Raw genomic sequence first — 13,338 nt, forward strand, 5'->3', positions numbered from 1 at the left:
GTACCACCTTGGAGGTGAGGGTGTCCCAGATCGCAGGAGAGCCCGGGACCCAGGACTTCGTGGAAGTCCGGTTGCCGGCTGCGGGTGCCTACCTGTCGGTGCTGCGGACGGCGACGGCCGGTCTCGCGGCGCGTTTGGACTTCACCCTCGACGAGATCGAGGACCTCCGTATCGCCGTCGACGAGGCGTGCGCGATCCTGCTCCAGCAGGCCGTGCCCGGTTCGGTGCTGAGCTGTGTGTTCCGGCTCGTGGACGACTCCCTGGAAGTGACGGTCTCGGCCCCGACGACGGACGGTCGCGCTCCCGAGCGCGACACCTTCGCCTGGACCGTGCTGTCGGCACTCGCGGGGAAGGTGGACTCGTCCGTCGCGGACGACAAAACCGTGTCGATCAGCCTCTACAAACAGCGCGGCGCGGGACCCGGGCCGGCGTGAGGGACGGGGACGGGCCGGTGCGGGACGAGGGAAGCGGCACACCAGGTCTCCCCGCCGGTGATCCGGGCGGCCCAAGCGGCCGTCCGGCGCCGGGCGGTATCCCCGAGCAGCAGGCCAGGTCGCACCCGGAGGACACCCTCCGGGAAGCGGCCGACCCGACGGGGCCGGCGAGGTCGCCGGACACGACCGACGTGTTGGAGCAGGCACATCCGGACGGCCCCGGGGACACGGACGGGCGCGCGTCGCGGTCCGGCCGGGGCGGCGGACCGGGGGCACCTCCCAGCGGGAGCTGGGGGAGGGCGGGAAGAATGAGCGAGCACGAACGGGCCGCCGAGCGGGAAGCGGGCGCACCGGGTGCCCGGGAAGTGCAGCGCTCCCGGCACGAGCAGGACCGGAGCGCGGCACGGGCGATGTTCGTCACGCTGCGCACCCTGCCCGACGGCAGCCCGGAGTACGCGGAGCTGCGCAACAAGCTCGTACGGCTGCATCTCCCGCTCGTGGAGCACCTTGCACGGCGCTTCCGCAACCGGGGGGAGCCGCTGGACGATCTGACGCAGGTCGCCACGATCGGGCTGATCAAGTCCGTGGACCGGTTCGACCCGGAGCGGGGGGTGGAGTTCTCCACCTACGCCACGCCGACGGTCGTCGGGGAGATCAAGCGTCACTTCCGCGACAAGGGCTGGGCGGTCCGCGTTCCGCGGCGGCTCCAGGAGCTGCGGCTCTCGCTGACCACGGCGACGGCCGAGCTGTCCCAGCAGCACGGCCGCTCCCCCACGGTGCACGAGCTCGCCGAGAAGCTGGCGATCTCCGAGGAGGAGGTCCTGGAGGGGCTGGAGTCGGCGAACGCCTACTCCACGCTGTCCCTGGACGTGCCGGACACGGACGACGAGTCACCGGCCGTGGCCGACACCCTCGGCTCGGAGGACGAGGCGCTGGAGGGCGTCGAGTACCGCGAGTCCCTCAAGCCGCTGCTGGAGGATCTGCCGCCGCGCGAGAAGCGCATCCTGCTGCTGCGGTTCTTCGGCAACATGACCCAGTCGCAGATCGCGCAGGAGGTCGGCATCTCCCAGATGCATGTCTCCCGGCTGCTGGCCAGGACCCTGGCGCAGCTGCGCGAGAAGCTGCTGGTCGAGGAGTAGCCGTACCGGCCGGTGGTGACCGGCCGTGACGGACGGGCGACGCCCGGGACCCTCGGGTCCCGGGCGTCGGTCGTGCGTGTGTGTCCGCTGCCGTCGCTACTGGTCGGCGCGGCCGGGGCCGCGGATGTCCAGGGCCACGGTCGTGGCGGGGTTGACCAGCAGGACCAGGGTGGTGACGGCGGCGACCCCGAGGGCGATCCCGCCGGGGATGAGCATGCTGTCGGCCTGGAGCAGGGTCCACGCCACGGGCAGCGAGATGATCTGGGTCATGATCGCGGGGCCCCGGCTCCAGCCGCGCCGCGCCAGCAGGCCCTTCGCGGCGACGAGCGGCAGCACGGCGAGCGCGACGAGCGTCACTCCCGCGGTGAGCGCCTGTCCGGCGCTGCCGTCCCCGGTCAGCCCGCGCACGCTCACGTACAGGCCGCCAGCGACGAGCGCGGCGCCCTCCAGTCCGGTCAGGGCGGCGGCCGCGGTCAGCCGTCCCGGGCGGGGTCCTTCGGGGGTCCCGCCGGGGTCCGTGCCCCGCGGGGACTTCGCTTCAGCACTCACCCCAGCAGGGTAGCCCGCGCGGCGCGAAGGCCGGTCCGGCGGGCCGTCCGGCGCGCGGCGGAGGGTCCGGCGGCGGGCCCGAGGTGGGGTCCGGTGCCGCGCGCTGGGTACCCTGCATGGCATGCGCGCACTCCTCGTAGTCAACCCGGCGGCCACGACCACCAGTGCGCGTACGCGTGATGTGCTGATCCACGCCCTGGCGAGCGAGATGAAGCTCGAAGCGGTCACCACCGAGTACCGCGGGCACGCCCGGGACCTCGCCCGGCAGGCCGCCGAGGGCGACGAGATCGACCTGGTGGTGGCGCTGGGCGGCGACGGCACGGTCAACGAGGTCGTCAACGGTCTGATGGACCACGGCCCGGACCCGGAGCGCGGTCCCCGGCTCGCGGTGGTCCCCGGCGGTTCCACGAATGTGTTCGCCCGCGCGCTGGGCCTGCCGAACGACGCCGTGGAGGCGACGGGCGCCCTGCTGGACGCGATCGAACGGGGCTCCGAGCGGACCGTCGGGCTCGGGATGGCGAAGGGGACGCCCGGGACGGCCGACGAGGCGATTCCCGGCCGCTGGTTCACCTTCTGCGCGGGCCTCGGATTCGATGCCGGGGTGGTCGGACGGGTCGAACAGCAGCGCGAGTCGGGAAAGCGGTCGACCCACGCGCTTTACGTGCGGCAGGTGGTCCGGCAATTTCTGGGTGAACAGCGCCGGCACGGTTCGATCACCCTGGAACAGCCGGGCAGGGAACCGATCGAGGATCTTCTGCTGTCCATAGTCTGCAATACGGCCCCGTGGAGCTATCTGGGCAATCGCCCGCTCTACGCGGCACCCCGCGCGTCGTTCGACACCGGACTGGATGTGCTCGGGCTCACCCGGCTCACCACCCCCGCGGTGACCCGGTATGCCACACAATTGCTCACTTCGTCCCCCGAACGGGGACCCCAGGGCAAGCACGCGGTGTCACTGCACGACCTGAACGAGTTCACCTTGCATTCGAAGGTCCCACTGCCCTTGCAGATGGACGGAGACCACCTCGGACTGCGAACGAGCGTGACGTTCCTAGGCGTAGGCCGTGCACTGCGTGTGATTGTGTGAGCGGAAGGGGCAAAAGTCCTTGCACTCGAACGTTTAGGCAAGGGTCCACCCCATGGAAGTACGGCTGTGACCTAGTCGACACCGAGGAATCAAAAAAAACTTTCCAGAAGGGGTTGTATCCGCAGCCCAGGTTTGCGAGTCTCTATGTGGCGCTCGGGACGGGCCGCACCACCGCCCCCCACAGAGAGCCCGAACCCCTCCTCAAAACAATGGACCGCCCCCGGCTTCCGGGTGTAGGCCCTTCACTTGTTGGGGGATTCGTGAAAGCGTTCACATTCACAAGCAATCCGAAGTATCACCAAGAGAGGTAGCAGCCATGGACTGGCGTCACAACGCCGTTTGCCGCGAGGAAGACCCCGAGCTGTTCTTCCCCATCGGCAACACCGGTCCCGCGCTGCTGCAGATCGAGGAAGCCAAGGCCGTCTGCCGTCGCTGCCCCGTAGTGGAGCAGTGCCTGCAGTGGGCACTCGAGTCCGGTCAGGACTCGGGTGTCTGGGGTGGCCTCAGCGAGGACGAGCGCCGCGCAATGAAGCGTCGGGCCGCTCGCAATCGGGCGCGGCAGGCCAGCGCCTGACGCTCAGCCACTTATCCAGCCTCAGCAAGGCGGCGCGTGCAGCGTGTACGCATCTCCCGTCTCCCGAGCCGCAGCGCGTAGAACCCCGCAGTGCTCAAGCTGAAGTCGCGCGAAGAGCCCCGGACCTCCCGGTCCGGGGCTCATTGCGTTTTCCCCGTGCCCCTGGGTGCAGCCCCATTGCGGTCGCTCTTCGGGTGCGGGTCGCCCTCGTTTCGCGCAGTTCCCCGCGCCCCTGGGTGCTGCCCCATTGCGGTCGCTTCTCGGGTGCGGGCCGTCCTCGCGCGGTTCCCCGCGCCCCTGGGGTTCCACTTCTGGACGTACTTGTGCCTGTGCCGTCGCTCGTGGGGTGCGCAGTTCCCCGCGCCCCTTTGGGCGGCGCTGCCTACCTGGTGTTGTCCGTCGGCTGCCGGGACTAGGGGTTGAGGGGGGTGGGGGTGGCGTCCAGGGGGATGTCCAGGAGTACCCGGGTGCCTCGGGTGGGGGCCGGCTGCATGTCGAACGTGCCGCCCAACTCCCCCTCGACCAGGGTCCGGACGATCTGGAGCCCGAGGTTCCCGGACCGGTGGGGGTCGAACCCCTCGGGCAGACCGACGCCGTCGTCCTGCACCGTGACGAGCAGCCGTGCCTGCTTGACCGTCCCGCCCCGTACCGCCGACACCTCGACGCTCCCGCTGTCGAGCGGCCCGAACCCGTGCTCCAGCGCGTTCTGCAAGACCTCCGTGAGCACCATGGACAGCGGGGTCGCGACCTCCGCGTCGAGGATGCCGAACCGCCCCGTCCGCCGCCCCGCGACCTTGCCCGGCGACAGCTCCGAGACCATCGCGAGGACCCGGTCCGCGATCTCGTCGAACTCCACCCGCTCGTCCAGATTCTGGGACAGCGTCTCATGGACGATCGCGATGGACCCGACCCGGCGGACCGCCTCCTCCAGCGCGGCCCGTCCCCGCTCGGACTCGATCCGGCGGGCCTGGAGCCGCAGCAGCGCGGCGACCGTCTGGAGGTTGTTCTTCACCCGGTGGTGGATCTCCCGGATGGTCGCGTCCTTGGTGATCAGCTCACGTTCGCGGCGGCGCAGTTCCGTGACGTCCCGCAGCAGCACCAGCGAACCGATCCGGGGTCCCTTGGGCTTCAGGGGGATCGCCCGGAGCTGGATCACCCCGCCGTTGCCCTCGATCTCGAACTCCCGGGGCGCCCAGCCGCTCGCCATCGTGGGCAGCGCCTCGTCCACGGGCCCCCGGGAGGGCGCGAGTTCGGCCGTGGTGCGGCCCAGATGGAGGCCGACGAGGTCGGTGGCGAGACCGAGGCGGTGGTACGCGGAGAGGGCGTTCGGGGACGCGTACTGGACGACACCGTCCGCGTCGAGGCGGATCAGTCCGTCACCGACCCGGGGCGAGGCGTCCATGTCGACCTGCTGGCCGAGGAAGGGGAACGAACCGGCGGCGATCATCTGTGCGAGGTCCGACGCGCTCTGGAGATACGTGAGTTCGAGCCGGGACGGCGTACGGACGGTGAGCAGATTGGTGTTGCGGGCGATGACCCCGAGGACCCGGCCCTCCCGGCGGACCGGGATGGACTCGACCCGTACGGGGACCTCCTCGCGCCACTCCGGGTCACCCTCGCGCACGATCCGACCCTCGTCCAGGGCAGCGTCCAGCAGGGGCCGTCGGCCGCGCGGGACGAGATGGCCGACCATGTCGTCCTGGTACGAGGTGGGGCCCGTGTTGGGCCGCATCTGGGCCACGGAGACATAGCGGGTGCCGTCGTGGGTGGGCACCCACAGGACGAGGTCCGCGAAGGAGAGGTCGGAGAGCAGCTGCCACTCCGAGACCAGCAGATGCAGCCACTCCAGGTCCGTGGCGGACAGGGCGGTGTGCTGGCGGACGAGATCGTTCATGGAGGGCACGTCTGCGAGCGTACCTGGCGTGATCGCAACGTTCTCGGGCGGCGGGCGCGGTACGGGGCCGGCCCCGGAAACACCCGCGGGCCACGGTGCCTGGGAGGGACCCTCAACCCTCCCGGCACCGCAGCCCGGAGCAATCCCGGCCGGCGGGTGTGCGGTCCCGGTCGGCCGTTGACGAGGATCCGGTGCAGTCAGGGCAGAGAGCGCCGGTTCCCCTGACCGTCCTCCTGTGCGGGGAGAACGGAGCGGAGGCCCCGGAGGAGAGACCCCCGGGAGTTCCATGCCTGTCATTGTGGACTAGACCATTCGCGTCTGTCCATGCGTTGACCCATGTTTGTCGTCCGGGCGCTCCCGGTGGCGGAAAACGCTCGGTGCGGCGGGCCCGTGTCCCGTCAGCGGAGCAGCAGTTGGACGAAGGCGAACGTCCCGACGGTCACGATCACGCCGCGGAGCACGACCGGGCTGAAGCGCCGGCCGAGGGCCGCGCCCGCCTGGGCGCCGATCGTGGAACCGATGGCGATGAGCAGGACCGCGGTCCAGTCGAAGTCGGCGACGAAGAGGAAGAACAGCGCGGCGACACCGTTCACGATCGCGGCGAGCACGTTCTTGACCGCGTTGAGGCGCTGGAGGGTGTCGTCGATCAGGGTGCCCATCAGGGAGAGGTAGATGATCCCCTGGGCGGCGGCGAAGTAGCCGCCGTAGATACTGGCGAGGCCCATCCCGGCCAGCAGCGGCAGACCGCCGTCGGGCCGGGGGGAGACGTCCGTCCGCTCGCGGCGGCGCTTGACGGCGCGGGTGATCCACGGCTGGAGCACCACGAGTACCAGGGCCAGTCCGACGAGGACGGGCACGATCGTCTCGAAGGCGGACTCGGGCAGGGTCAGCAGCAGCGCCGCCCCGGTGACGGCCCCGACCGCGGCGACGGCCCCGAGCCGCAGTATCCGGCGGCGCTGTCCGACCAGCTCACGGCGGTAGCCGATGGCTCCGCTGATCGCCCCGGGGACCAGGCCGAGCGCGTTGGAGACCGTCGCGGTGACCGGCGAGAGGCCCACGGCGAGCAGCACCGGGAAGGTGATGAGGGTGCCGGAGCCGACGACGGCGTTGATGGCCCCGGCGCCCGCGCCGGCCGCGAGGACGGCGGCCATCTCCCAGAGCGTCATCGTCCTGCCTCCCGCGGGGCGGCGGCCGGACGGCGGGCCGGGGCGGGCGGGTGCGGGGGCCGGGGCGGCCTGGGCTGGAGGATCATGGGCTGACGCTATCCGGGTGACGCGCGGACGCCGCCCGGGATGTCCGCCCCGGCGCTGTGATCTGCGTCCCGGCCCGGTGCGGCGCCTCCCGGCCCGGTTGGGTGCGCCGTGTCCGGTTCGGTGGGATGCGCCGCGTCCCGGTGCGGTGCGCCGCGTCCCGTTCGGTGGGGGTCCCGGCCCGTTTCGGTGGGCTCCGCCCGGTTCAGTGGGTCTCGGTGACCTTGGCGAGGGCGCGGGGGGCGTCGGGGTCCTGGCCGCGGGCGATGGTGATCTCGTAGGCCAGCAGCTGGAGGGGGATGATCTCCAGTACGGGCTGGAGTTCCTCGGGGACGTCGTCGGTGGGCAGGACGAACCCCGCGGACGCCTGGTCGACCTGGGCGCGGGGGCCGATGACGACGAGGTCGGCGCCCCGGCCGCGCAGCCGGTCCAGTACGGGTTGCAGGGCCTCGCCGCCCCTGCCCGCGGTGACGACGGCGATCACCGGGGAGATGTTGTCGACCATCGCGAGGGGTCCGTGCAGCAGATCGGCGCCGGAGTAGGACAGCGCGGGGATGTAGCTGGTCTCCATCAGCTTGAGCGCGGCTTCCTTGGCGGTCGGGTAGCCGTAGCCGCGTGAGGTGATCACCATGCGTTCGGCGAAGCGGTAGCGGGCGGCCAGGGCCCGGATCTCCGACTGGCGGGCCAGCAGGTCGGCGGCCAGCTCCGGCAGCGGCAGCGCGGCGCCGCCGTCCCCGCCCGCGAGGCCCTCCACGAAGAGGTACAGGGCGAGCAGGGACGCGGTGTACGTCTTGGTGGCGGGCAGCGCCTTCTCCGGCCCGGCCATGATGTCGATATGGAACTCGGAGACCGCGGCGAGCGCCGAGTCGGGGTTGTTGGTGACCGCGAGGGTGACGGCGCCGGCCTCCCGGGCGGCCCGGGTGGACGCCACCAGGTCGGGTGAGCCGCCGGACTGGCTGACGGTGACGACGAGGACGTCCCGCAGATCGGGGCGGGCACCGTACGCGGTGGTGGTGGACATGGAGGTGAGTCCGCAGGGCAGGCCCCGGCGGATCTCCAGCAGGTACTTGGCGTACAGCGCGGCGTTGTCGGAGGTGCCGCGCGCGGTGAGCAGGACGAATCGGGGCGCACGGGCCGCGACCTGTTCGGCGACCTCCCGGATACGGGGCCCGCCGGTGTCCAGGAGGCGGCGCAGCACCGCGGGCTGCTCCGCCATCTCGTGGGACATGATCCGGCCCGGCCGCTCGCGCTGGGGGTCGGGGGTGGTCCTGGCGGTCATGCGGGCCTCCTCGGGCGGGGTTCCGGCGGGGTGTCCCCTTCCATTCCACTCCCCCGGCGCGGGTCCCGCCGCCCGGAGCGGGGCGGCGGGCGATGTCACCGGCGGCCGTGGGCCGTTGTACGCGGCGCCGTCGGCCGCCCGTTCCCTGATAGCACATCACCGGCCCACTCGCACGGCGGGGGGATTCTGCTAGATTGGTCTATACCACATGTCGTTGTCCCAGCCCGTGCACGTTCTCCAGATCGGCAGGCCCAGCGTGGAAGTTGTGATCGTCCCGGACGCCGAAGCAGGCGGCGAGCTCATCGCCGAGGCCATGGCCGCACTGCTGCGGCGCAAGCCCGGCGCGGTGCTCGGCGTGGCCACCGGTTCCACCCCGCTGCCGGTGTACCGGGCCCTGGAGGCCAAGGTGCGGGCCGGCGAGGCCGGGGTGACGCGGGTACGGATAGCCCAGCTCGACGAGTACGTGGGGCTGCCCGCGGAGCATCCCGAGTCGTACCGTTCGGTGCTGCGCCGGGAGGTGCTGGAGCCGCTGGGGATCAGCGCCGACGCGTTCCTGGGGCCCGACGGGACCACGACGGACGTACCGGCCGCCTGCGCCGCGTACGAGGCGGCGCTGACCGCCGCCGGGGGTGTGGACCTCCAGCTGCTGGGGATCGGCACGGACGGGCACATCGGGTTCAACGAGCCCTGCTCGTCGCTGGCCTCGCGGACGCGGATCAAGACGCTCACGGAGCAGACCCGGGTGGACAACGCCCGCTTCTTCGACGACATCTCGCAGGTGCCGCACCATGTGATCACCCAGGGGATCGGGACGATCCTGGAGGCGCGTCATCTGGTGCTGCTCGCCACGGGCGAGGGCAAGGCGGACGCCGTCGCGGCGACCGTGGAGGGGCCGGTGGCGGCGGTGTGTCCGGCGTCGGCGTTGCAGTTGCACGCGCATGCCACGGTGGTGGTGGACGAGGCCGCGGCTTCCAAGCTGAAGCTCGCGGAGTACTTCCGGCACACGTTCGCCGCCAAGCCGTCCTGGCAGGGCATCTGACCGTCCCGGCCCCCGAGGCGCCGGCGCCCCCACGGGCCCGGCGCCTTCCGCTTGCGCGCGCCCGAGGTCTCCCCGGCTCAGCGCACTTGTTCCCGTGCCGTCGCTCGTGGGGTGCGCAGTTCCCCGCAGGTCGCCTTCGCTTGCGCTCCCGAGGTCTCCCCGGCTCAGCGCACTTGTCCCCGCACAGGTCGCTCGGTGGGTGCGCAGTTCCCCGCGCCCCTGGGGCTCCCCACCTGGACGTACCTGTTCCCGTACGGGTCGGACGGGGTGCGCAGTTCCCCGCGCCCCTTCGGTCGCGCCTCTTGCGGTTCCCGTTCGGGTGCGGGTGGTCCTTGGTTGCTCGCGCAGTTCCCCGCGCCCCTTTGGGGCGTCCGGCTGGGGCCGGGGATCAGGGTGCGGGCTGTCAGCGACCGGGGTCGGGGTTCAAAGCACCCTCCTCGTGCAGTCGCATGGCTACGTAAGGGGGTGGGCGGGAATCTCTGCTCGCAGACTCCGATGCTCTTCAGTCGAGTCACGGAACGTCGTACCGAGCGTGTCGGATCGAGGACGGAGAATCCCGACCGGCACCGACCCGAAGAACCGGCCGGACGCGCCCCAAAGGGGCGCGGGGAACTGCGCGAAAACGACGAGCGACGGCACAGGAACAATCGCGCCCAGCCCAAGAAACCCACGGCCCCCCGGAAAACGGACAGACCCCCGTACCGAGCCCCAACTCGGTACAGGGGTCTGGCTCTGTGGGCTCAGTGGGTGGAGGTGAGAGCCTCCACCGCGGCAGCCCCGCACACCCGTGCGGCGCCATTCGTGGCGACATACAGCGCCCCGACCGCGTCGGCCCGCGGCACACCCATCTCCACGACAACCGTGTCGGGCCGGGCCGCGACGATCAGATCGAGCGCCGCCCGCATCCACCCGTGCCGGTGGACGTCCCGGACGACCGCGACGATCCGCCGGTCCCCGGCGGCCGCGAGCGCGTCCGCACCCGCGGACTCACCCGTGAAGTCCCCGGTGACCGTACCGGGCAGCACCTTGCGGAGCTCCGCGGCGACGCCCCAGGGCGTCTCGTCCCCGACGGCGATGTTGGCGACCGGCGGGAAGGAGGCCACGAACGGCGCCCCCGTGACGGGCCCGGAGTACGCGGCCCCGCGCGTCACCCGCAGCGCGCGCCGCGCGGCGACGAGCCCGACGTCGCTCGGCACGCCCGGGCCGGTGTCGGCGGTCCGCGTCCAGGCGGCCAGCGCCCGTACCCGGGCAGCCGCGTCGGCGAGCCGCTCCTCGGCGAGATCGCCGGTGCGTACCGCGGAGACGAGCGCGTCCCGCAGCCGCAGCACGGTGTCCTCGTCGGCGAGCCCGCCGCCGACACAGATCGCGTCGGCGCCCGCGGCGATGGCGAGCACGCTGCCGTGCTCGATGCCGTACGTGCCGGAGATGGCCTCCATCTCCATGCCGTCGGTGACGATCAGTCCGTCGTAGCCGAGTTCCTCACGCAGCAGGCCCGTCAGGATGCGGCGGGACAGCGTCGCGGGGAGGTCGGCGTCGAGCGCCGGGACCAGGATGTGGGCGCTCATCACGGCCTTGGTGCCGGCGGCGATGGCGGCCCGGAAGGGGTCCAGGTCCCGGACGTCCAGGGTCGCGAGGTCCACGTCGATGCGCGGCAGCGCGTGGTGCGAGTCGACCGCGGTGTCCCCGTGACCGGGGAAGTGCTTGGTGCACGCGGCGACCCCGGCGGCCTGGAGCCCCTCGACGTACGCGGCGGTGTGCCGCGAGACCAGGTCGGTGCCGGACCCGAAGGCCCGTACCCCGATGACCGGGTTGTCGGGGTTGGAGTTGACGTCGGCCGACGGCGCCCAGTTGAGGTTGACCCCGCACTCGGCGAGCCGGCGGCCCAGCTCATGGGCGACCGCGCGGGTCAACTCGGTGTCGTCGACCGAGCCGAGCGCGAGGTTGCCCGGGAAGGAGGAGCCCTCGACCACTTCGAGGCGGGTGACGTCCCCGCCCTCCTCGTCGATGGCGACCAGGACGTCGTCCCGCTCGGCGCGCAGTTGCGCGGTGAGCGCGGCGAGCTGTCCCGGCGTCTGGATGTTGCGGCCGAACAGGCCGACGGAGGCGAGTCCTTCGCCCAGTCGGCGCAGCAGCCAGTCGGGTGCGCTGGTGCCGGTGAACCCTGGCTGGAGGACGGTCAGTGCGTCCTTGGTGAGGGTGTCGGTGGTGGCGAGCGTGGTCATCTGTCGGCTATCCCTTCACTGCGCCTTCGGTGAGGCCGCTGACGGCCCTGCGCTGGAGGAAGACAAAGAGGACGAGGACCGGGATGGCGAAGATGCTGGATGCCGCCATGGTGGCGCCCCAGTCGTCCCCGAAGACGGTCCGGAAGCTGGAGAGCCAGATCGGGAGCGTCTGCGATTCGAGGTCCTTGTTCAGGATCAGGACCATCGAGAACTCGTTCCAGGCGGTGATGAACCCGAACAGCGAGGTGGCCATCAGACCCGGCGCCAGCAGCGGGAAGATGACCTTCACGAACGCCTGCGGGCGGGTGCAGCCGTCCACCATCGCGGACTCCTCCAGTTCCTTCGGCACGGCGGCGACGTAGCCGCGCAGCGTCAGGATCGTGAAGGGCAGCACCATGACCATGTAGAAGACGGTCAGCGGAACGAGACTGTTCAGCATCTCCGCGTCACGCACGATCATGTAGACCGCGATGACCATGACCTCCCAGGGCGCCATCTGCGCGATCATGACCGCGACGATGAAGCTGCGCCGCCCCTTGAACCGCATCCGGGCCAGGGCGAAGGAGGCGAAGAGCGCGATGAGCAGGGAGAGCGTGACCGCGAGCACGGTGACCGTGAGGGAGTTGCGGACCAGTGTCCAGAACCCCTCGGCGTTCGAGGCGGTCGTGAAGTGCTCGAACGTCGGGCTGGTCGGGAACCAGACCGGCGTGTCGACGACGATGTCACTGGGCTGCTTGAACGCCGTGGCGAACATCCAGTAGACGGGGAAGACGAAGACGACGAAGAGGAAGATCGACGTCGCGTTGGGCCAGAGCTTGCCCAGGAAGGAGCGCTTCACAGCTCGTCCTCCTCTTGCTTGATCACTGTGCGCAGGTAATAGGCGGTCAACAGGAGCAGGATCAGGATCGTCAGGATCGAGATCGCCGCGCCCATACCGAAGTGCTGGTTGCCGAAGCCCTCGATGTACGCGTACACCGGCAGGGTCTCGGTCAGCCGGTCGGGCTTGCCCTGGTTGATCGCGAAGACCTGGGCGAAGGACTTGAAGACCCAGATGACTTCGAGGAAGAGCGTGGCCCACAGGAAGGGCTTCAGGAACGGGAAGGTCACCGTCCGGAAGATCTTCCAGGAGTCGGCACCGTCCAGCGCCGCGGCTTCGTACAGCTCGCGGGGGATGGTGGTGCTGGCCGCGTAGAGGTTGATGGCCACGAACGGGATCGACTGCCAGACGATCACCAGGGTCACCACCGCGAAGGTGGAGAACTGGGTGCCGAGCCAGTTGTGGTCGGCCATGCCCTCGAAGCCCAGCTGGACGAAGAGGTAGTTGACGACGCCGAACCGCTGGGCGAACAGCCACTGGAAGACCGTGGTGGCCGCGATGATCGGCATGGCCCAGGCGAGCACGAGGCCGATCAGCAGGGTGACCCGCATCCGCTGGCCGAGGCGCGCGAGCAGCAGACCGATCAGGGTGCCGAGCACCATGATCAGGACGACGTTGACCGTGGTGAAGAGGAACGAGCGGAGTACGACCCGCCAGAAGTCCTCGTTGGTCAGCGTCTCCTTGTAGTTCTCGACCCCGTTCCACTCGGTGAGGTGGAGGATCAGCTGCTTGGGGTTCAGGTTCTGGAACGACAGCATGCCGTTCTTCACCAGGGGCCAGCCGAGCAGCACGATGGTGACGATCGTCGCCGGCAGCAGCAGTGCGTACGGGGCGAACGAGCCACGGGCCCGTGGCGATCTGCGACCGCCTCCGCCGTTCTTGGTGGCGCTCCCCGCGCCGCGAGGCGGTGGCGCCTCGCCCTTCCGGACGGACACCCCGTCCGCATCCGCTTGTTCGGTCTGCACTGACATCGTCGCCGTCTCTTCCGTGGCCG

12 protein-coding genes are annotated in these 13,338 nt (G+C 70.9%); 5 read left to right on the plus strand and 7 right to left on the minus strand.

Going from position 1 to position 13,338, the window contains the following annotated elements; genetic code table 11:
- Positions 1–20 precede the first annotated feature (20 nt).
- Positions 21–434: an ATP-binding protein gene (locus tag OG711_RS13025; protein ID WP_073784816.1), complete on the plus strand. Its 414-nt coding sequence runs from the start codon at positions 21–23 to the stop codon at positions 432–434.
- Positions 431–1,573, plus strand: a complete 1,143-nt coding sequence (locus tag OG711_RS13030) for an RNA polymerase sigma factor SigF (protein ID WP_073784814.1) — start codon at positions 431–433, stop codon at positions 1,571–1,573. The genes OG711_RS13025 and OG711_RS13030 overlap by 4 nt, the downstream gene beginning before the upstream one ends.
- Positions 1,574–1,669: 96 nt before the next feature.
- Here OG711_RS13030 and OG711_RS13035 read toward each other — a convergent pair whose 3' ends face one another.
- Positions 1,670–2,122 (minus strand): hypothetical protein, encoded by a 453-nt coding sequence (locus OG711_RS13035; protein WP_073784812.1) that lies wholly within the window; start codon positions 2,120–2,122, stop codon positions 1,670–1,672.
- A gap of 121 nt (positions 2,123–2,243) precedes the next feature.
- Between OG711_RS13035 and OG711_RS13040 the strand changes: the two genes are divergently transcribed.
- The gene (locus tag OG711_RS13040; protein ID WP_073784810.1) at positions 2,244–3,209 is read left to right on the plus strand and encodes a diacylglycerol/lipid kinase family protein; all 966 of its coding nucleotides are present in this window, start codon (positions 2,244–2,246) and stop codon (positions 3,207–3,209) included.
- Between the two features lie 316 nt (positions 3,210–3,525).
- Positions 3,526–3,783 carry a WhiB family transcriptional regulator gene (locus OG711_RS13045; protein ID WP_040248489.1) on the plus strand — a complete coding sequence of 86 codons (258 nt, stop codon included), beginning with the start codon at positions 3,526–3,528 and terminating at the stop codon, positions 3,781–3,783.
- 412 nt (positions 3,784–4,195) lie between these two features.
- Here OG711_RS13045 and OG711_RS13050 read toward each other — a convergent pair whose 3' ends face one another.
- From OG711_RS13050 to OG711_RS13060, 3 genes are all read right to left on the minus strand, one after another.
- Entirely contained in the window at positions 4,196–5,677 is a 1,482-nt protein-coding gene (locus OG711_RS13050; RefSeq protein WP_099284469.1) for a sensor histidine kinase, read from the minus strand.
- Between the two features lie 398 nt (positions 5,678–6,075).
- The gene (locus tag OG711_RS13055; RefSeq protein ID WP_329559316.1) at positions 6,076–6,843 is read right to left on the minus strand and encodes a sulfite exporter TauE/SafE family protein; all 768 of its coding nucleotides are present in this window, start codon (positions 6,841–6,843) and stop codon (positions 6,076–6,078) included.
- Between the two features lie 289 nt (positions 6,844–7,132).
- Positions 7,133–8,206 carry an SIS domain-containing protein gene (locus tag OG711_RS13060; protein ID WP_329559317.1) on the minus strand — a complete coding sequence of 358 codons (1,074 nt, stop codon included), beginning with the start codon at positions 8,204–8,206 and terminating at the stop codon, positions 7,133–7,135.
- A gap of 256 nt (positions 8,207–8,462) precedes the next feature.
- On the opposite strand from OG711_RS13060, the gene nagB reads away from it, so the two are divergent.
- Entirely contained in the window at positions 8,463–9,245 is a 783-nt protein-coding gene (gene nagB / locus OG711_RS13065) for a glucosamine-6-phosphate deaminase (RefSeq protein WP_266510374.1), read from the plus strand.
- Between the two features lie 740 nt (positions 9,246–9,985).
- Here nagB and OG711_RS13070 read toward each other — a convergent pair.
- Genes OG711_RS13070 through OG711_RS13080 form a run of 3 tightly spaced genes read right to left on the minus strand, consistent with a single transcriptional unit; the run spans position 9,986 to position 13,315 of the window.
- Positions 9,986–11,467 carry a glycoside hydrolase family 3 protein gene (locus tag OG711_RS13070; RefSeq protein ID WP_329559318.1) on the minus strand — a complete coding sequence of 494 codons (1,482 nt, stop codon included), beginning with the start codon at positions 11,465–11,467 and terminating at the stop codon, positions 9,986–9,988.
- Between the two features lie 7 nt (positions 11,468–11,474).
- Positions 11,475–12,305, minus strand: coding sequence for a carbohydrate ABC transporter permease (locus tag OG711_RS13075; protein WP_073784800.1), 831 nt, complete (start codon positions 12,303–12,305; stop codon positions 11,475–11,477).
- Positions 12,302–13,315: a carbohydrate ABC transporter permease gene (locus OG711_RS13080; RefSeq protein WP_073784798.1), complete on the minus strand. Its 1,014-nt coding sequence runs from the start codon at positions 13,313–13,315 to the stop codon at positions 12,302–12,304. Before OG711_RS13080 ends, OG711_RS13075 begins: the two co-directional genes overlap by 4 nt.
- Positions 13,316–13,338: the final 23 nt, after the last annotated feature.

The organism is Streptomyces uncialis (assembly GCF_036250755.1).
GTDB classification, from domain to species: Bacteria; Actinomycetota; Actinomycetes; order Streptomycetales; family Streptomycetaceae; genus Streptomyces; species Streptomyces uncialis.